Consider the following 17,606-nt stretch of genomic DNA (forward strand, 5'->3'; position numbering starts at 1 on the left):
CAGTGGAAACGTAATCGAGTGACGACGCGTATCCACGCCGTGAACGACGTTGTATTGCGCCTGTTCAGCGTATAATGTTCGCAGTCGCAGTTACCCGTCGAAGACGACGGCCGTCCCACCGCAGTTCGGACACGCCTCCTGTTCGTCGGGGAATCCGGCGTCGCACTCGAGACAACGGTACTCGAGGTCGGCGTCGGAATCCGTTTCGCTTTCGCTTTCCCCGTCGGTCTCGGCCGCTGGGTCGTCTTCGTCTTCGACCATCTCATCGCGCGCGGTCTCGGCTTCTTGCTTGACTCGTTCGACTTTCTCCCCGAGGCGTTCGAACAGGCTCATACGTGCCTCTGGGCGAGTACCGTGAAAAGGTTTGGTCCCGAGTTCACCACTCGAGTCGTCGATTTCGTGTGTCCCGACCGGCGCGAGTCGTGTGGGCTCGACCCACGGAACCCTTATCCGTGCACCTCCCTTCCCTTTAGAAGCAATGGCAGAAGGTAACGTTGATTTCTTCAACGACACAGGCGGTTACGGTTTCATCTCGACGGACGACGCGGACGACGACGTATTCTTCCACATGGAGGACGTTGGCGGACCGGACCTCGAAGAGGGGCAGGACGTCGAATTCAGCATCGAACAGGCCCCCAAGGGCCCCCGGGCGACCAACGTCACCCGACTCTAGAGCAGTCTAGATAGCAACAACGCGTATTTTGAGACGATAGCGATCGACCAGCGGTAGTTCTGACTGCAGTACGGTTAGTGTTCGACGAGCTCCAGCAGGATCCCGCCCGTATCCCGCGGATGCAGGAACGCCACCGAGTGACCCCACGCGCCCGGACGAGGTTCCTCGTCGACCAGCGTCACGTCGTGGTCGCGGACCGTCTCGAGTGCGCCCTCTATGTCGTCGGTCGCGAGCGCGAGATGGTGGATGCCCGGCCCGTTCTCCTCGAGGTAGTGTGCGATCGTCCCGCCCTCGATGGGTTCGAGCAACTCGAAGTAGCTCTCGCCACACTCCAGGAAGACGACGCGCATCCCGTCGAAGACCTCTTCGTGGACGCGCTCGAGGCCGAAGAGATCGGTGTATAGCTCCGCGAGTTCGTCCGCGTCGGTGGTCGCGATGCCGGCGTGGTCGAAGTGCATTGGGTGGTAGTCGACGGAACGGCGCTGCTAGTATTATGATTTTTCATTGCGTATCGCGGCAGGTCGTCACCGCAGACCGAGTCGAGCCGCCAGTTGCTGCCAGCGGCCGTCGCCCAGATCGCCGACCACCCCCATCTCCTCGTCGGTGAGTTCGAAGTCGAACACCGCGGCGTTCGACTCGATGTGGTCCGGACTCGCTGCCTTGGGAATCGCCGCCACCGACGGCTGCTGGACGAGCCACCGCAGCGCCACCTGCGCGGCAGACTTGCCGTACTTCTCCCCGATCTCGAGGAGGCGATCGTCGCCCGGAACCGCACCTTCGGCCAGCGGGCTGTAGGCTGTCAGGCAGACGCCCTCGTTCGCACAGTACTCGAGCAGATCGTCCTGATGGTGGTAGGGGTGGTACTTCACCTGGTTCGTCACGATCGGCGTCTCCGAAATCTCGCGGGCGCGCTCGAGGCCGCCGACCTCGAAGTTACTGACGCCGATGTGATCCACGACGCCCTCTGACTGGAGGTCGTTCATCGCGCCCAGCGTCTCCTCGAGCGGTGCGCGGTCACTGGGTGCGTGCAACAGCAACAGGTCGACAGTCGTCAGCCCGAGTCGATCGAGGCTGGCCCGCGTCGAGGAGAGCACGTCTTCGCGGGCCGCGTTGTCGGGGTGGACTTTGGTGACGACGAAGATTTCGTCGCGAGCGACGTCGCTGTCGGCGATCGCCCGACCGACAGCTGTCTCGTTGTCGTACATCTGTGCGGTGTCGACGTGGCGGTAGCCGACCTCGAGAGCGGTCTCGACGGCCTGCTTGCAGTCGTCGCCAGTTATGCGTGCCGTCCCGAAGCCGAGTTTCGGGATTTCGGCACCACCGGCGGATACTGCTGCACTCGCGCGGTCAGTCATACCTCGAGAAACAGTCGCCCGCATATTTAATCCACGCCTGGAAAGACGAAACGGAAGAACAGCGTTCGCTTAGACCGCACTACCTGGCTGATACTCGCCGAACTCCTCGCGGAGCACGTTACAGATTTCTCCGACTGTCGCGTACGCTTTCACCGCGTCGATAATGTAGGGCATGAGGTTCTCGTCACCCCGCGCCGCGTCGCGAAGCGCCTCGAGCGTCGCGTCGACGGCCTCGGTGTCGCGCTCGTCCCGGACGGACTCGAGGTGGTCGACCTGGCGCTGTTCGTCCTCTTTGGTGACCTCCTGGACGTCCATTTCGGGTTCTTCGTCCTCGATCTCGAACTCGTTGACGCCGACGATAACGCGTTCTTTCTCCTCGATCTCTCGCTGGCGGTCGAAGGCGGTGTCCTGGATCTGACGCTGGACCCACTGCTGTTCGACGGCCTCGAGCATGCCGCCGCGGTCGTCGACTTCCGCTAAGAGTTCGTAGGCGTCTTCTTCGACCTCGTCGGTCAGCGATTCGACGTAGTAGCTGCCGGCAAGCGGGTCGATGGTGTCGGCGGCGCCGGATTCGTGGGCGAGGATCTGCTGGGTCCGCAGCGCCGTTCGCACGGACTCTTCGGTGGGCAACGCGAGCGCCTCGTCTTTCCCGTTCGTGTGGAGGCTCTGGGTTCCCCCGAGGACGGCCGCGAGCGCCTGATACGCCACCCGGACGACGTTGTTCTCGATCTGCTGGGCGGTCAGCATCGAGCCGGCGGTCTGGGTGTGGAACTTGAGCTGTTTCGACTTGGGATCGTCGGCGTCGAACCGTTCTTCCATGATGTCGTGCCACATCCGCCGGGCGGCGCGGAACTTGGCGACTTCCTCGAAGATGTTGTTGTGGCCGTTGAAGAAGAACGATAGCTGCGGGGCGAACTCGTCGACGTCGAGTCCGGCGTCGATGGCTGCCTCGACGTACTCGATTCCGTTGCCGAGCGTGAACGCGAGTTCCTGGGCGGCCGTCGAACCGGCCTCGCGGATGTGATAGCCCGAAATCGAGATGGTGTTGAACTTCGGCGTCTCCTCGGCACAGAACTCGAAGATGTCCGTGATGATCCGCATCGACGGTTCGGGCGGGTAGATGTAGGTGTTGCGCGCGATGTACTCCTTGAGGAGGTCGTTCTGGATCGTCCCTCGAAGTTCGGCGCGGTCGACACCTTGCTGGTCGCCGACCGCGATGTACATCGCAAGCAGGACCGAAGCCGGCGCGTTGATCGTCATCGAGGTCGAGACCTCGTCCAGCGGGATGCCGTCGAAGACGGTCTCCATGTCGGAAAGCGAGTCGATAGCGACGCCGGCCTTCCCGACCTCGCCCGCTGCCATCTCTGCGTCGGAGTCGTAGCCCATCTGGGTCGGCAGGTCGAACGCCATCGAGAGCCCGGTCTGGCCCTGATCAAGCAGGTAATGGTAGCGTTCGTTGGTGTCCTCGGGCGTCGAGAACCCGGCGTACTGGCGCATCGTCCACAGCCGACCGCGATAGCCGGTCGAGTAGACCCCGCGCGTGTACGGTGGTTCGCCCGGATTCCCCAGGTCCTCCCGATAGTCGAGGTCCTCGACGTCGTCGGGCGTATAGAGCCGATCGACCTCCTGACCGCCCGTGTCGGTGGTGAAGGTCTCCTTGCGCTCACCGAAGCGCTCGAGGACCGGCTCGACTTCCTCCTCGTGCCACTCTTCCTTGCTGGCACGGATCTCCTCGAGTTCGTCGGAATCGAACATTATAGTTACTGTTGGCGGGGGACGGCTTCAAGGTTCATGAACGCGCTATAATTGAGAGTCCGTAACACAGGAATGGGGACAGTCGTGACAGGCGGGGCGTTATCGCCCGGTGTCGTACTTGTAGGTCGCCGACTCGGGGTCGATTCCGAAGTCCTCGGCCGACTCGTCGGTCGACTCCTCCTCGTGTTCGGCCGGTGCCCGCTTGAACGCCTCGCGGAGTCGCTCGGGCATCTGGAACTCGGCGACGTCTAACGCGTACGGCACTGCGTCCGGGTCGACGCCGTCTCGTTTGTCGGACAGCCGTTCCTGAAGCGGTGCCGGAAGCGCGGACTCCTCGATGCGCTGGAAGCCGAACAGGGCGAGATACGCCCCCTCGCCGGTCAGCGCGTAGACCGTCTCGAACCCCTCGTCGCTCGCGTACTCGACGAGTCGTTCGACGACGTGCGCGCCGACGCCCTGGCCGCGCCACCCCTCGAGGACGCCGATACTCGTGAGTTCACAGACTTCGTCCCGGCCGTCGCCCTCGACTTTGTGGACCCGGATGCGGCCGAATCCGGCCTTCTCGCCGGAGTGTTCGTCGATCGCGAGGACGTAATCCCGGGAGCGGAACGCCGTCTCGTCGAGCCCCATCGACTCGATGTGATCGAGCAGCCAGACTTCCTCCCTGTTTTTCGCGTCCCGCACGTACATGGTTCGACGTACGGACTGTGCGGCAAAAAGCATTTGTGGGTTCCCGTAACGTATCGTCCGAATCCGGTTTTCGTCGTTCGCCGGAGGTCGAAAATTTATGTAGGTTCGATGAGAGCTGATCGTATGATCGATTCAGTCGACGACCCGCTCGAGGAGCTCGCGAACCTCCCGACTCTCGCTCACCCGGTCGTCTCCCCGGACGGCGACGAGGTCGCTTGCTACTACGATATCACGGGACGCAACGAACTCCACGTGCTGGACGCCGAAACGGGCGACCTCGAGCAGTGGTCCGACGGCGAGGTCCCCCGCAACGCCCGCTGGTACCTCCACTGGAGCGCAGACGGCGACCGCGTCTACTTCCACCGCGACGAGGGCGGCGACGAACAGAACGACGTCTACGCATTCACTCGAGACGGCGAAGTCAAATCCGTCGTCGAGATGGAGGGGCAGGTCGCGGTCCACGACGTCGGCGACGACGCCCTGCTCGTGGGGTCGAACCGGGACGGCCAAATGAACGTCTACCGGCACGACCTCTCGAGCGGCGAGACGACGAAGGTCACCGACTACGAACGCGCGGTCTGGACCTCCACCCTCTCGCCGTCGGGCGACCGGATCGCGTACGCGACCAACGAGACCGACGACTTCGACAACCGGGACGTGTACGTCGCGAACGCGGACGGTTCGGAGCCGCGAAATCTCGAGATCGGCGAGGTCGGCGGCGAAGCGAGTCCGATCGACTGGGGACCAGCCGGCGACCAGTTGCTCGTGGGCGACAACACGCCGGATCTCGGGCGCGTAGGGGTCTACGACGTGGCGGACGACGCAGTCACCTGGCTCGGCGACGGCGAGTACGAGGAGACGCCCGTCACCTTCCTCCCGGACGGCGAGCGCGTCCTCGCGCTTCGGGTCCGGGACGCCGTCTCCGTCCCGGTCCTGTACGACGTAGAGACCGGCGAGAGCCGCGAACTCGAGGTTCCCGAAGGCGTGACGACGTTCGGTCGGATCGGGCCGAACGAGATCTGCCTCGACGAGGATCGATTCGTGTTCCAGCACACGTCACCGACGAAACGGCCCGAATTGCTGGTCTACGACGTAGAGAACGACGAGTACGAGACGCTGCTCGAGGCCGAGTACGGCCCCTTCGACCGCGAGGACTTCGCGGACGCCGAGTACTTCACCGTCGAGTCCGACGGCGTCCCCGAGACGCCCGCCGAGGCCGTCGATCACGATCCGTACGACGAACTCGAAATCGGCTGTCTGCTGTACGACTCCGGTGAGCGTCCGTCGCCGCTCGTCGTCGTCCCCCACGGCGGCCCGCGGGCGCGCGACGACAAGTCGTTCAACCTCTACACGCAAGTGCTGGCCTCCCAGGGGTTCTCGGTGCTGAAGGTCAACTACCGCGGCTCGACCGGTCGCGGCCGCGAGTTCGTCGAACGACTGATCGAGGACTGGGGCGGTGCCGAACAGGGTGACGTCGCCACAACGGTCGAACACGTCCTCGAGACGCGCGACTGGATCGACGAGGACCGCGTGGTCGTCTTCGGGGGTTCCTACGGCGGCTACTCCGCGTACTGGCAAGTCGTCCAGTACCCCAAACTCTACGACGCCGGCATCGCCTGGATCGGGCTGACAGATCTCGAGGAACAGTACGAGACGACGATGCCCCACTACCGCGTCGAACTGATGGAGAAGTACCTCGGGACGCCCGAGGAGAACCCCGACCTCTACGAGGAGCGGTCGCCGATCACCCACGCCGAGAACCTCTCGGCACCGCTGCTGATGGTCCACGGCGTCAACGACAGTCGCGTCCCCGTCTCCCAGGCACGGCTGTTCCGCGACCGACTCGAGGAACTCGGCTACGAGGGCGGCGAAGGCGGCGACTTCGAGTACGAGGAGCTCGGTGAGGAAGGCCACGCTTCCACCGACCAGGACCAGAAGCTCCGAACCTTCCGGCTGCTATCGGATTTCCTCGAGCGGCGGGTCGACGGGAGCGCGTAACGTTATCCGGCCGACAGCGCTTCTTCGAGCCGATCCTCGATTTCGTCGAGTTCCGTTCGCAACTCCTCACTCTCGGCGTCCGCGAGTTCGTCGATCCGGTCGGCGATCCCCTGCAGTCGCGAGTACTTCTCGTCCTCGTCGACGCCGGTTTTCTGGACGTAGACGCTCTCGTCGACGTCGTACACCTCGTCCTCGGAGAGATCTGTCACCGAGAGCACGACGTCCAGTTTCTCGGGGTCGACGCCGAGGACCCACGCTCGCGGGATGCCGTGCTCGTCGAGCGACTCGAGGACGGTCTCGTCGTCCTTCGGGCTGCGACGCTCGCGAACCGTCCGCCGGACCGTCCCGTAGCGGCCGTGTAGCTGCTGGTCCGGCCCCAGTCGCTCGAGCAGCGGCTCGCGCGCCGAGCGTCGGAGTCGGTCCGCACCGCGCTGTACGTCCGACGAGAGGACGTACAGGTCCGTCAGCGGATCCGTCTCGAGCGACGACGGCTCGTCCGCGTCGATGCGCTCGAGCAGGGTCGCGAGCAACAGCGCGTCGTCGTGGACGCGTTCGGGCTGGGTTCGCGCCTCGGTCGGCGACACGAGGAAGGGGCTCTCGCCGGCGACTGCGTCCGGATCGCGACCGATTTCGTCGCCCTCGACGGTGAACGTGCCGGCGAGGGTGAGCAACGCGGCGTAGGGTTCGACGCCCGGCTGCAGGTCGTCGACGGCGACCCATCCGTTCTCGAGCTGGTCGACGATCACCGCGAACTGCTCGCGCCAGAGCGGTCGCTCCTCGTCGCTGTCGCGAAAGCGAACGACGATCCGGTCGGTCTCGATTCGGACGACCTCGAAGCGGCGTCCGGAGACCGGCGTCTCGAGGACCGATCCGGACTCGAGGGAGGCGCCCTCCGTTCGAATATCCGCCCAGATTTCGTCCATACGACGCCGTTCATCGTACGGAAGCAAAAGTCGCGGGCAGGAAATACGAGCGTCGGGACGGGTCGGAAGTACAACATTAAGGTCGCTTCGCGTACATCGTGAGAGCATGCTCCACGCGACCGGACCGCTGCTCACCGTCGACGTCGGTGAGCGGACAGCGACCGAGACCGAGATCGACGAGACGCTCGAGAACTACGTCGGGGGGCGAGCCCTCGCGACGGCGCTCGCTCACGATCGTATCCCGTTCGATGCCGACCCGTTCGGGCCGGAAAACCGGGCGTACCTCTCGACAGGGCCGCTCCAGCAGTCGGGGATGTCCTTCACCGGTCGGATGAACATGACCGGGCTCTCGCCGCTGACCGACGGCCTGGTCTCGACCAACGCCGGCGGCTACCTCTCGCGGAACTTCGTTGACAGCGGGATCAGCGTCCTCGAGGTCGTCGGCGAGAGCGACGAGTTGCTCGCCGTCCACGTCACCGACTCGGGCGTCGAGTTCGAGGCGGTGCCCGAACTCGAGGAGGCGACGGTTCCGGAAGTCTCCAATTACATGGCCGAACACCACGATCTTGGTCCCGAGAACTGCATCGCGATCGGTCCCGCCGGCGAGAACCTCGTTCGCTTCGCGTCCGTGATGACATTCGACTCGCGGGCGTTCGGCCGCGGCGGGCTTGGAGCCGTCCTGGGGGCGAAAAACGTCAAGTGCGTCACCTTCGAGGGCGACGCCGCGCCCGAACTCGAGGTCGAGATTCCGGACCCGCCCGAATCCGAGGTTCACAGGGAGGCAGCCACTTCGGACGACCGGATGCGCCGCCAGGGGACCACCGGCGGCACGGAGTTCATCAACGACAACTTCTCGCTGCCGACGCGGTACTTCCGCGACTACGAGTTCGAGCACGTCGAGCAGATTGGCGGCGACGCCGTCGAGGAGAAAAAGTACAAGAAGGGAGCCTGCTCGGCCTGCGCCTACGCGTGCAAACTGCCGACCCGCGACGAGGAGACCGGCCTCGAGACCGAGGGCCCCGAGTTCGAGACCGTCTACTCCTTCGGCTCGATGCAGGGGATGGACGACATCGTGGACGTGATGAAGGGTAACGAACTCTGTGACAACCTCGGGATGGACACAATCTCCGCGGGCGTCACCGTCGCGGCCTACCTCGCGAGCGAAGAGGAGTTCGGCAACGCCGACCTCGCCCACGAGATCACCGAAAAGATCGCCTACCGCGAGGGGATCGGCGACCTCCTCGCGGAGGGCGTCGACCGCTGTCACGACGACCTCGGCGTCGACAACCTGACCGTCAAGGGGATGGAGTTCGCCGCCCACGACGGGCGCGTCCTCCACGGGCAGGGCCTCTCCTACGCCGTCGCGAACCGCGGTGCCGACCACATGTACGGCGGCATGCTCTCCCTCGAGTACAGCGGCGAACTCGACCCCGAAGGGACGCTGGGCAAGGCAGAGACGCTCGTCGAGGAGGAGAACTTCAACGCCTTCCGCGACACCGGCGTCGTCTGTGCGTTCGGCAGCGACTACGTTACCGAGGAGCGCCTCGAAACGCTGTTCGACGCCGACTACGACGACCTGCTCGAGGTCGGCGCGAAGACGGTCGAACTCGAACGGCACTTCAACAACCAGCGCGGGTTCGACGTAGAAGCAGATCGGCTTCCGTACGAGATTCCCGACCTCGAGGAAGCCATCACGGAGTACTACGACGCCCGCGGCTGGAACGCGGATGGTACCGTGCCGGAGTCGCCGACGCTCGAGACGGTTCCGGCTGACGACTGATCGGACGGTCTGCTGTACCGATTTATCGGTGCGACCGCAAGACGTGTCGCGGTCTCTGGAAACGACTTCCAGTGGTTCAACCCCGTCGAAATTCTTGGCAGTTGATGAGTTTTAGTAGTTGTGCTGAATATAGGGGGCGAATGTCACGCGAAGTCTAACTCCATTTATGAATCTGGACATCGCTCAGTCCAGAGTAGTAATCCACAAACAGATGGGCGTCAAGTTGGTACCCAAAGGTATTATACGTAGTTCCACAAACATTTTCTATGAAACGGCGATACATTCTTGAACTACTATCTCTTGCTGCCGTTCCCGCAGTTTCCGGGTGTATAACTGAACACCAACTAGCGGATGAGAACGGGAACTCCGAGACAGAGAGCCGATCAACCGATGAAACGCGGTACAGTATAGATTTGTCTCCCGTTTCGGACTCCGAGATAGAAGGAGAAGAGATCGAGAAATCGGACATCTGTGAATTTGAGGAGTTGCCGGAGCCGACACAGCCTGAAATCAAGCAAGTGATAGAGAGTGGGAACTACCACCAAAAAATTTCTGGTGGTGCTGCGATGGGGTTACATTCTCAGGAGTGTGGCTATATCCGCTACGGAGATGAACTCTACAGCTTTGGTATCATGGTCTCAAGCGGCTAAAGTACTCGAGACACAGCCAATTTATATGACGTCCTGCCTTTGATGCATAGAATTTTCCTGAAAGGAATCGCTTAATAAATAAGCTATCTCTCGGGTAGCCCATGAGAAATCGGGTGAGTAAAGCCGACCGTCGTGCTGATCTTATCCTCTAGATGTTCCAGGGTATTTTTGCCAGTAGGCGTACAGATTCAACGTCACGCAGTACATCGTACGCCTATACTGCGATGTGAGGCGCGGTATAGGGGAAATCAGTTATCGATGCGTATGTATGGGTGAACCTGAAAGACTAATCCGCCGAATTAGAGCGTGTCAAACGAGTTTATCACGTCACTTGTCGAGTACGTATCGACCAGATCTTGTTTATCGAAGTCGGAATCGTCGCTCCAGATGGCCCCGTTGCTGGCGATCGCACACGCGAGGTACAACACGTCGTCGGGGTCGGTATCTCCGATTGCCTCGTCTGCCCTCTCGATAGCTGGATAGAAGTCGCTGGCAGGAACGACCTCAATGTACTGAAACAGGAGATCGATGAACTGTCCCACACGATCCGGTTCCATTCCCGATTTCTCCACGATCAGGTCTTCGTAGTTCTCGACTTCGTCGTGGACAAACGCGGGCGTCAAAAGATCCGGTTCGAGTGTCACGATGAGTTCCCGCGTCTTCGAATCAGCGATGAGTGCAGAGATGACGACGTTGGCGTCGATGACCAGCTTCATTCGTCGAGTCTACTCCGATTCCTCTTCGATGCGCTTGCGCCCACGTTCGTTAATTCTATCGGCGATTTCCTGAACGTCGTGCTCGGTGAGTTCGCTCTCGCTGGTGAGTTCATCCATCATTTCGAGCGTCTCGATCTTCTCCTGGATGGCCTGTCGCGTGACCACGCTCCAGTTGATCTCAGGGTGCTTTTCCATTCGCTCTTTGAGGTCGTCGTCCACGTTGACCGTGATACTGGGCATACAGGAATCTGTGGACACACAGAATACTGTGTCTTTCGGTGCATTCCACGTTGAACGTTATCGAATTCGTACTCCGTATTCAGCAACCAGAATTCGTTATTTGATTAGAGTTTCAACAGATCCAGCGGTCCGTATCAGGAACGTCGGGTTTTCACCGCCAGGTAGCCACCCAGGAGTAGCCCGACCGTCGGGAAGACGGTGAGCACGAGAAAGAGCAGACCCGTCCCGCCGTAGGTGAGGACGATGCCGGCGATCGACGCGCCCGCCGCACCGATGCCGAACGCGCCGAGGTAGGTGTAGCCGAACGACAGTCCGTGAGCGTCCGCGGGAGCGTACGTCCCGATCAGCGCCTGGTGGATCGGCACCTCGAGGTAGACGAAAAAGCCGAGCGCGGCACAGGCCAGCAGCGTCGCGGCGAGTCCCAGTTGCGTGGCGACGGGGAACGAGAGCGTAACAACGATCAGCGCGACGAACGCGCCGACGATCGCCAGTTCGGGCGAACGATAGTCGCTGATCTTCCCGCCGGCGTACTGGCCGACGGCCCCGATCAGCAACAGGCCGGCGTAGGCGTACTGGCTCGGTTCGAACTCCTCGCCCGCAATTTCGGCTGGCTCGAAGACCGGCAGGTCAGCCAGCACGTCCGGGAGGAACGTGAAGACGCCTCTGTAGTACGTTCCCGCGATCAACGCGATGGCGAACGCGATCACGAAGCTTCCGACGAACAGCAGTTTCGTCTGCTCGAGGAGGTCTCCGAGCCCGTCGATCCGCCCGTTGGCGTCGGGTGACGACCCTCCGTCGGGGGCTCCGCGCGCACCGTCGTCTGCTTCGACCCCTGCAGTTTCGTCGAACGTGAGTCCGTACGCCGCGAGGACGCCGATCACGGCGGGGAGAACGAAGAGGACGGCGACGACCCGCCACTCGAGAACGGTGAGTGCGATCGCTGCGGCCAGCGGCCCGAGCGCCGTCCCGACGTTTCCCGCCGCGCCGTGGTAGGCGAGGACGGTTCCCTGGCGCTGCGAGCCGCGGGTAATGAGCGAGAGTCCGGCGGGATGGTAAAGGCTCGCGGCCGCACCCCAGACGACGAGTGCGACACCCAGGACGGCGACGTTCGGGGCGAGACTTACGAGCGCGAACCCGCCGCCCATGCCGGCCATCGAGAGGACGACGAGTCGCTTCGAGCCGTATCGATCCGCGAGAATGCCACTCGGGAGCGCGCCGACGCCGACGAGTCCGTAGCCGACGGCGACGACGGTCCCGAGCAGGGCCGGGGAGACGTCGAAGGCGTCCAGCCAGATCACGACGAACAGCGGGATCGTGAGTTCGTAGACGTGGAACGTCGCGTGCCCGATCATCGTAAAGCGAGCGATGGCGCGATCGTTCCCGTTCATAGGTCGACTATCGAGGAGGTGGAGTTAGTCGTTCTGGCTCGTCGTACTCGAGGTCAGCCGCCGTACACCGACGGAATCATCCGTACCACGGACTCCTCGTCCAGTTCCGTCTCGAGGCCGTCGAGGTGGACGACGTTCCGCTCGTCGACTGTGACGACCGTATCGCCCGCCAGTCCCGTCTCGTCGGCGTCGAGGAGTTCACCCTCGAGGTCGGGATACGACGCCTCGAGGTCCGTAAGGAGGTCGCCGATCGTGACCGGCTCGACGTCGACCTCGTGGTGGACGGTCTTCTCACCGACGGCGTTCCGGAACGGACCGAAGAAGACGCACTCGAGTTGCACGACGTGACGTTCGTCGGGATCGACCTTGTAGCCGACGGTTCGACGGCGAGTAGTTCGGGGTCTCGCGACTCTGTGGACTACGTCGAGCTCGTACGCAAAACGGTGGCGGTGTTCGCCCGAGTGAAGAGGTATCGGCGCGGCCTCGAGCACGCTACGGCGTCAGCCGGTCCCATAGCGACTTCATATCGCTGGCTGTCGCCATCGCGTCGAGTTCGCGGTAAGCAGACTTCTCCTCGTCGTAGTTCGACTCGAGGGGCTTGCTGATCTCGTCGTCGTAGCCGATCTGGGTCGCCATCATCGAGAGCCCTTCGTAAGCAGTCATCTCGATCCGCTCGGTCATCATTCCGGCGTTCATGTAGGCCATGTCCAGCAGGTCGTCGTCGTCGATCGCGTCCTCGAGCGCGTGGCGTTCCTCCTCGAGCGCGTCGAGAATCGGCGTCTTCCGGCGTTCCGCTGGCCGATCGAGTTCGGCGAAGACCTCCTCGAGTCGCTGGACCTGCGTTCGTGTCTCGTCGCGGTGGTCGGCAAATCCCTCGCTCATCTGGTCGTTGGTCGCGTTGATCGCCATCTCGTCTAACGTCTCGACGAGTTCCTGCTCGACGTAGTACTGCTGGGCGAGTTTGTGGTGGAACAGTTCCTCGAGGTCGTCGATGTGGTCGACAGTCGTCTCCATACGTGGGTCGCCGACGATGAGAAGCATAGTCGTGGGCCCCGAACACGCAGGGTTCGAAGCGACGAATCCGGGCCGAGAAAGCGGAGATCCGTCAGAACGAGACGCTCTCGAGTTCGATTCGGTTCGGTTCGGGAACCGACGCGCTCGAGACGGCGACCTCGCCGCGTTCGTCGTCTCCGTCGTCCCCGAGGACGATCACACCGTCAGCGAGCAGCGGCGCGATGATCCCCGCGACTACGGTCCGCGGATCGGACAAGGGTGCACGGACGACCACGCGGTCGCCGGTCTCGAGACCGTGTTCGTCGATCACGTCGCGCGCGGCCTCGAGAACTTCCTCGTGTGTGTACGTTCGGTCGCCGTCAGTCAGCATGGTCGTCCCGGGATCGACGTCGAGCGGTGGGAACGCCGGGTTCTCGCTCCAGATACCGGCGTCGAAGTGCTGGACGTCCGGCGCGTCGGGCTTTCGACCGTAACCGACTTTCTGGGCACCCCTCGGGAGGTCGTAGGTGTCGTCCTCGAGGTCGTCGACTGGTGCGACCAGCGCGCGGACGTCGTCCTCGTCGACGAGATCGGTCGGCGGATCGAACCGGGTCCGGCCCTCGAGCAGCGTCGTCCCGAAAAAGGCGAGCAGGGCCAGCGGGCCCTCGCCGACGACGCCGACGGTGACGCCGTTTCGGACGCCCGAGTGTCGGAGGAAGTTCCCCGACTTCCAGGCGGACGTACAGAGCCAGTGGTAGTCGAACGGCTTCCCCGTCGCGTCGACGAGCGCCGTCCGGTCGTCGCGGAGGTCGCGAGTAAGGAGGTCGTCGACAGTCGCGGCGGTCATACCCGTAGCTCTCACCCGGGAGGAAAAAAGACCGCCGATCCACCGACCGCGTCTCCCGCCATCGGCCGTCGTATAGCGGGTTTTGCTCGATCGATCGCCACAGGTTCGGCGTGAGCGGCGTCGGTCCCGAGTACCTCGCGGACCGAACGTCTACAGATTCATCCTCGAACTCGTGTTCAGTTCGACGGTCTCGAGGCGGCGGCTATCGGTACGACAATTCGAGTTCGAGCGCGCGCTCGAGCAGATCTCCGTCGTAGTACTCCTCGGCCTGCTCCGGGCGGGTGTCGTGGATTGCGCGGACCTGCTGGACGGTGTTGCGGAAGTTCTTGAACGTCGCTTCGTCGACCATCTGGCCGTCGAGCGTGACGGCACCGGTCCCTTCGCGTTTGGCCTCGTTGAACCGTTCGATCTTGCTCACGTCGCGCTCGAGCTCGTCGGGCGTAGGCATGTGGACGGTGTTGGCCTGGATCGTCTGTTTGGGGTACAGCGACCAGGAGCCGTCCAGACCGAGACGGGCTTCGTGTTCGACCTGGTCTGCGTACTCGTCGGCGTTGTAGTAGGTCAGTCCCGCGCGTTCCTTGAACAGGTCGTCGAAGGGGCCGCCGATCGAGAGCAGGCCGCCGGCGCTGGCCTCGTTCGAGAGCGCCTCGAGCAGACCGTCCCAGCGTGGCATTCCGTCGCCCAGGTCCCGGCCGCCGAGTTCGGCCGCGTAGTCGACGGGCCCGAAGACGAGCGCGGTCAGCCGGGAGTCCTCGCCGAACCTGGCGATCTCACGCAGGTCCGAGCGGGCGCGGCCGGTCTCGATGATGATCGAGAGGCCGATCGAGCCGTCGGCGTAGCCGTGTTCCGATTCGGCCTCGGCGACGGCTTCCGCGGCGTGTTTTACGTCCTCGAGTCGGCCCACCTTCGGGACGACGACGCCGTCGATTTCGTCGCCAATCTCGCTTACGAGGCGGTCGATCTGGTTACGCCCCTTCTCGCGGTAGGTTTCGTCCTCGTAGCTCCACTCGACGCGAGGCCAGATTTCGCCCGGGAACTCGTACTCGGGCACCTTCTCGATGGTGTTCTCGAGGCCCTCCGCTTTCATGTCGGGCGCAGTGCCGTCTTCCAGGTCAGGCACGAGCCAGTCGGGTGCCTGGAAGCCGTCGGCCTCGAGGCCGGAGGTGAGGTACTTCGCCGAGTCGTCTTTCGGAACGGCGGCCGGTGCGGTCTGGAAGGTTCGACAGAGTCGGATGTCGTCGGTCATGGTTTGTATAGCTGAAGCGTCAGTAAGTTCGTTTCTGGATCTCTGCAGTTCGCGTCCCGGAGTAGACCGGTTCGTCGTCCTGGTTGAACGCGATGTGCTCGAACCGGACAGTTCCTGCCTCGTCGCTCGAGGCGCGATCTTCCGCCTCGAGCACGCGCGTGAACGCGTAGACGGTGTCTCCGGCGGCGACGAACGTGTGGAACCCCTCGTCGTCGAAGCCGACCTCGCGCCAGGTCTCCTCGTCCGAGCGGGCGTGGCCCAGCGCCGTCGACCGAGTGACGTCGCCGTAGGTGACGATGTCGCCCGACGGCGAGTCGCCCATCACGTCCACGTTGTGGTGCTGTTTGGCCGTGTTCAGCGTCGCGAGCGGCAGCGAGGCGACGGTGACGTCGTCCTGGGTGCGGCCACGTTCGTGGCGGTAGGCGACGGCGGCGTCGCGGTCCTCGGCCTCCTCGAGTGCTGCCACGAAGTCCTCGAAGTAGCCGCCCTCGGGCGTGACGAACGCTTCGGGGAGTTCGGGGGTGTCGCTTTCGTCCGTGGTCGTCTCCCCACTGCCGTCCGTCGCGACTGGTTCCCGACGCGGGATCATGTTCGTGCGCTCGTAGGAGCACAGGATCTCGCCAGTCTCGGCGGCCATCCCGCGGGTTCGCCAGGAGACGATGCCGTACTCGGGCCGGGAACTCGAGGTGGCCGTACTGACCACCTCGCTCTCGACGTGGAGTTCGGTGCCGGCGTAGACTGGCGTCCCGGGGAACCGGACGTCGGTGCGCCCGAGGAAGTAACCGCCTTTTTCGCTCAAGTCCTCGACGGTGATACCGAGTGTGGCGGCAGTGAGATAGTCGGGGTGGATGGGTGGTTCGTCGAACCCGCGTGCCTCGGCTGCGTCGGATCGCCAGTAGGCTGGATCGTGATTCAGGGTCTGGCTCATCCATCCCTCGTTGCCGAACTGCGTGAGCGTAAGGCCGGGGTCGTGTTCGACGACGTCTCCCTCCTCGAAGTCCTCGAAGCAGTTCCCTTTCTCTTTCGTGTCGGCTCGCTCGAGTGCCTGCGAGAACGTCTCCGGGTCCGTCCAGTCAGTCATCCGCCGTCACCTCGTCCGTGCTGGATGGTAACTGTTCCCGTTTCCGTCTGGCGATCGTCCGTCGCATCTCGTTCTCGACGATCATGTACCCCTCGTCGAAACCCATTCCGGGCTTTGCGAGTACCTGTGCGGCGTTGGTTGCGAGCGCGACGTGGGCACAGGCCCGCGAGGAGGTTGCAGTCTCGTTGCAGGTGCCGCCGAGGTACGCGCGGGTGTCCGTTCCCTCGCAGTACCGGACTGCCTGGCCGCTGCGGTGGATGCCGCCCAGATCAGGGGTTTTGACCTGCACGAGGTCGGCAGCGCCCGCGTCGACGAACGCCCGCACGTCCTCGAACGTGTTACACCACTCGTCGGCGACGATATCGACGTCGACGTTCGCGTCGGCTAGTCCCTCGCGGAGTTCGACCATCGCCGCGATCTGGTCCGCGCGGTTGCCGGCATCCATCGGCCCCTCGATCTGGATCGGGTACGGCGCGGCGGCTTCCTCGAGCGCCGCGAAGTAGTCGACGACCTCGTCGCGGTCGTACGGCGGGCCGAAGATTTCGCCGATCATCCCGTACACGTCGATGTGGAACCGCGGCTCGTAGCCGTCGGGCCCGAGTTCCTGCGACCGCTTGGTGAGCCACTCGACGTACTCGAGCAGCGTCTCGCCGTCTTCGCCGATCTTCTCGACGCTGTTGATCAGGGCGTGGGGAAGCACGGGAACGCCCTTGACGAACATCTTTTCGGTGTTGCTGTAGCGGTCGTCACCGGACTGTCCGAACACTGGAACCGGTTCCGTCGCGGGGTCGGTCCCGAGTGCGTCGGCCATCACGTCCGTCTTCGTGGCTCCGGTCGCTTCGGCGGCCGCTCCAAGAAGCGACTGCGAGACGCCGTAGCGAATCGCCGTGTGGAGTCGTTCCCCTTCGACCTCGAGTTCCTCGAGCAGTTCCGCGTTTGCGAGGAACTCGGTCGCGTCTCGCCCCTCGAGTTCGTCGGCGACCGGACCCTCGACGACGGGCGCGTACTCCTCGGGCTGGAAGAGTGGATCGCGTCCACCGGCACCGGAGTACTGGACCGCAGCACAGTCGCCGCGGATCGTGGAGCCGTCCTCGAGTTCGACGTCGACGATGAGCGTCTCGCCGGCTTGCCGGATCTCGTCGAAGCCGTCGGTGACTGGCTCACCGTCGTAGGTGAAGCCGTCCTGCTGTGCTCCCTGTTTGATCGCGCGCTGGTCGTCGAAGAAGAACCCGGCGTAGCCGGGCGTCGCGTGAATTCCTGTAATCTTCATG

At 63.4% G+C, this 17,606-nt stretch carries 19 protein-coding genes; 4 read left to right on the plus strand and 15 right to left on the minus strand.

All coding sequences use genetic code 11. The annotated features are described in order from the left end of the window. Nucleotides 1-90: 90 nt before the first annotated feature. Entirely contained in the window at nucleotides 91-333 is a 243-nt protein-coding gene (locus BLR35_RS06960; RefSeq protein ID WP_090379299.1) for a hypothetical protein, read from the minus strand. A 145-nt stretch (nucleotides 334-478) separates the two neighbouring features. On the opposite strand from BLR35_RS06960, the gene BLR35_RS06965 reads away from it, so the two are divergent. Next, nucleotides 479-673, plus strand: coding sequence for a cold-shock protein (locus BLR35_RS06965; RefSeq protein ID WP_090379301.1), 195 nt, complete (start codon nucleotides 479-481; stop codon nucleotides 671-673). A 74-nt stretch (nucleotides 674-747) separates the two neighbouring features. Here the strand turns inward: BLR35_RS06965 and mce are convergent, their stop codons facing one another. The 4 genes from mce to BLR35_RS06985 form a co-directional block, all read right to left on the minus strand. Then, nucleotides 748-1,131 carry a methylmalonyl-CoA epimerase gene (gene mce / locus BLR35_RS06970; protein ID WP_090379304.1) on the minus strand — a complete coding sequence of 128 codons (384 nt, stop codon included), beginning with the start codon at nucleotides 1,129-1,131 and terminating at the stop codon, nucleotides 748-750. 66 nt (nucleotides 1,132-1,197) lie between these two features. Beyond that, nucleotides 1,198-2,028 carry an aldo/keto reductase gene (locus BLR35_RS06975; RefSeq protein ID WP_090379307.1) on the minus strand — a complete coding sequence of 277 codons (831 nt, stop codon included), beginning with the start codon at nucleotides 2,026-2,028 and terminating at the stop codon, nucleotides 1,198-1,200. A 69-nt stretch (nucleotides 2,029-2,097) separates the two neighbouring features. Continuing rightward, nucleotides 2,098-3,783, minus strand: coding sequence for an acyl-CoA mutase large subunit family protein (locus BLR35_RS06980; RefSeq protein WP_090379310.1), 1,686 nt, complete (start codon nucleotides 3,781-3,783; stop codon nucleotides 2,098-2,100). Between the two features lie 99 nt (nucleotides 3,784-3,882). Further along, the gene (locus BLR35_RS06985) at nucleotides 3,883-4,473 is read right to left on the minus strand and encodes a GNAT family N-acetyltransferase (RefSeq protein WP_090379313.1); all 591 of its coding nucleotides are present in this window, start codon (nucleotides 4,471-4,473) and stop codon (nucleotides 3,883-3,885) included. A gap of 123 nt (nucleotides 4,474-4,596) precedes the next feature. Here BLR35_RS06985 and BLR35_RS06990 point away from each other — a divergent pair, with 123 nt between their 5' ends. Then, nucleotides 4,597-6,471, plus strand: a complete 1,875-nt coding sequence (locus BLR35_RS06990; RefSeq protein ID WP_090379316.1) for a prolyl oligopeptidase family serine peptidase — start codon at nucleotides 4,597-4,599, stop codon at nucleotides 6,469-6,471. A 2-nt stretch (nucleotides 6,472-6,473) separates the two neighbouring features. Here the strand turns inward: BLR35_RS06990 and BLR35_RS06995 are convergent, their stop codons facing one another. Next, nucleotides 6,474-7,394, minus strand: coding sequence for a DUF7983 family protein (locus BLR35_RS06995; protein ID WP_090379319.1), 921 nt, complete (start codon nucleotides 7,392-7,394; stop codon nucleotides 6,474-6,476). Nucleotides 7,395-7,500: 106 nt separating this feature from the next. On the opposite strand from BLR35_RS06995, the gene BLR35_RS07000 reads away from it, so the two are divergent. Both BLR35_RS07000 and BLR35_RS07005 read left to right on the plus strand, forming a co-directional pair. Then, nucleotides 7,501-9,174 (plus strand): aldehyde ferredoxin oxidoreductase C-terminal domain-containing protein, encoded by a 1,674-nt coding sequence (locus BLR35_RS07000; RefSeq protein WP_090379322.1) that lies wholly within the window; start codon nucleotides 7,501-7,503, stop codon nucleotides 9,172-9,174. 266 nt (nucleotides 9,175-9,440) lie between these two features. Further along, the gene (locus BLR35_RS07005) at nucleotides 9,441-9,824 is read left to right on the plus strand and encodes a hypothetical protein (protein WP_090379324.1); all 384 of its coding nucleotides are present in this window, start codon (nucleotides 9,441-9,443) and stop codon (nucleotides 9,822-9,824) included. Between the two features lie 299 nt (nucleotides 9,825-10,123). Here BLR35_RS07005 and BLR35_RS07010 read toward each other — a convergent pair whose 3' ends face one another. The 9 genes from BLR35_RS07010 to BLR35_RS07050 all read right to left on the minus strand — a co-directional run bounded on the left by BLR35_RS07010 (nucleotide 10,124) and on the right by BLR35_RS07050 (nucleotide 17,605). Continuing rightward, entirely contained in the window at nucleotides 10,124-10,540 is a 417-nt protein-coding gene (locus BLR35_RS07010) for a PIN domain-containing protein (RefSeq protein ID WP_090379327.1), read from the minus strand. A gap of 9 nt (nucleotides 10,541-10,549) precedes the next feature. Next, entirely contained in the window at nucleotides 10,550-10,780 is a 231-nt protein-coding gene (locus tag BLR35_RS07015) for a hypothetical protein (protein WP_090379330.1), read from the minus strand. 134 nt (nucleotides 10,781-10,914) lie between these two features. Continuing rightward, nucleotides 10,915-12,168, minus strand: a complete 1,254-nt coding sequence (locus BLR35_RS07020; RefSeq protein ID WP_090379333.1) for an MFS transporter — start codon at nucleotides 12,166-12,168, stop codon at nucleotides 10,915-10,917. A gap of 53 nt (nucleotides 12,169-12,221) precedes the next feature. Beyond that, entirely contained in the window at nucleotides 12,222-12,509 is a 288-nt protein-coding gene (locus tag BLR35_RS07025) for a MoaD/ThiS family protein (RefSeq protein ID WP_090379774.1), read from the minus strand. 151 nt (nucleotides 12,510-12,660) lie between these two features. Continuing rightward, a complete protein-coding gene (locus tag BLR35_RS07030) occupies nucleotides 12,661-13,182 on the minus strand; it encodes a YciE/YciF ferroxidase family protein (protein WP_090379777.1) in 522 nt (173 codons plus the stop codon). Nucleotides 13,183-13,273: 91 nt separating this feature from the next. Next, nucleotides 13,274-14,008, minus strand: a complete 735-nt coding sequence (locus BLR35_RS07035; protein ID WP_090379336.1) for a hypothetical protein — start codon at nucleotides 14,006-14,008, stop codon at nucleotides 13,274-13,276. Nucleotides 14,009-14,210: 202 nt separating this feature from the next. After that, on the minus strand, nucleotides 14,211-15,254 hold the full coding sequence (citE, locus tag BLR35_RS07040) for an L-malyl-CoA/beta-methylmalyl-CoA lyase (RefSeq protein WP_090379339.1): 1,044 nt from the start codon (nucleotides 15,252-15,254) through the stop codon (nucleotides 14,211-14,213). 19 nt (nucleotides 15,255-15,273) lie between these two features. Beyond that, nucleotides 15,274-16,335: a 2-methylfumaryl-CoA hydratase gene (gene mch, locus BLR35_RS07045; protein WP_090379343.1), complete on the minus strand. Its 1,062-nt coding sequence runs from the start codon at nucleotides 16,333-16,335 to the stop codon at nucleotides 15,274-15,276. Further along, nucleotides 16,328-17,605 carry a methylaspartate ammonia-lyase gene (locus BLR35_RS07050; RefSeq protein WP_090379345.1) on the minus strand — a complete coding sequence of 426 codons (1,278 nt, stop codon included), beginning with the start codon at nucleotides 17,603-17,605 and terminating at the stop codon, nucleotides 16,328-16,330. Before BLR35_RS07050 ends, mch begins: the two co-directional genes overlap by 8 nt. Nucleotide 17,606: the final 1 nt, after the last annotated feature.

It is taken from the genome of Natronobacterium texcoconense (assembly GCF_900104065.1).
Taxonomy (GTDB): domain Archaea; phylum Halobacteriota; class Halobacteria; order Halobacteriales; family Natrialbaceae; genus Natronobacterium; species Natronobacterium texcoconense.

Coding starts and splice junctions, on each gene's coding strand:
- BLR35_RS07005 (WP_090379324.1), top strand. CDS start 9,441: ATGAAACGGCGATACATTCTTGAACTACTATCTCTTGCTGCCGTTCCC.
- BLR35_RS07030 (WP_090379777.1), bottom strand. CDS start 13,182: ATGGAGACGACTGTCGACCACATCGACGACCTCGAGGAACTGTTCCAC.
- BLR35_RS06980 (WP_090379310.1), bottom strand. CDS start 3,783: ATGTTCGATTCCGACGAACTCGAGGAGATCCGTGCCAGCAAGGAAGAG.
- BLR35_RS06990 (WP_090379316.1), top strand. CDS start 4,597: ATGATCGATTCAGTCGACGACCCGCTCGAGGAGCTCGCGAACCTCCCG.
- BLR35_RS07010 (WP_090379327.1), bottom strand. CDS start 10,540: ATGAAGCTGGTCATCGACGCCAACGTCGTCATCTCTGCACTCATCGCT.
- mce (WP_090379304.1), bottom strand. CDS start 1,131: ATGCACTTCGACCACGCCGGCATCGCGACCACCGACGCGGACGAACTC.
- BLR35_RS07050 (WP_090379345.1), bottom strand. CDS start 17,605: ATGAAGATTACAGGAATTCACGCGACGCCCGGCTACGCCGGGTTCTTC.
- BLR35_RS07000 (WP_090379322.1), top strand. CDS start 7,501: ATGCTCCACGCGACCGGACCGCTGCTCACCGTCGACGTCGGTGAGCGG.
- BLR35_RS07020 (WP_090379333.1), bottom strand. CDS start 12,168: ATGAACGGGAACGATCGCGCCATCGCTCGCTTTACGATGATCGGGCAC.
- BLR35_RS06960 (WP_090379299.1), bottom strand. CDS start 333: ATGAGCCTGTTCGAACGCCTCGGGGAGAAAGTCGAACGAGTCAAGCAA.
- BLR35_RS06975 (WP_090379307.1), bottom strand. CDS start 2,028: ATGACTGACCGCGCGAGTGCAGCAGTATCCGCCGGTGGTGCCGAAATC.
- BLR35_RS07015 (WP_090379330.1), bottom strand. CDS start 10,780: ATGCCCAGTATCACGGTCAACGTGGACGACGACCTCAAAGAGCGAATG.
- BLR35_RS07035 (WP_090379336.1), bottom strand. CDS start 14,008: ATGACCGCCGCGACTGTCGACGACCTCCTTACTCGCGACCTCCGCGAC.
- BLR35_RS06985 (WP_090379313.1), bottom strand. CDS start 4,473: ATGTACGTGCGGGACGCGAAAAACAGGGAGGAAGTCTGGCTGCTCGAT.
- BLR35_RS06965 (WP_090379301.1), top strand. CDS start 479: ATGGCAGAAGGTAACGTTGATTTCTTCAACGACACAGGCGGTTACGGT.
- citE (WP_090379339.1), bottom strand. CDS start 15,254: ATGACCGACGACATCCGACTCTGTCGAACCTTCCAGACCGCACCGGCC.
- mch (WP_090379343.1), bottom strand. CDS start 16,335: ATGACTGACTGGACGGACCCGGAGACGTTCTCGCAGGCACTCGAGCGA.
- BLR35_RS06995 (WP_090379319.1), bottom strand. CDS start 7,394: ATGGACGAAATCTGGGCGGATATTCGAACGGAGGGCGCCTCCCTCGAG.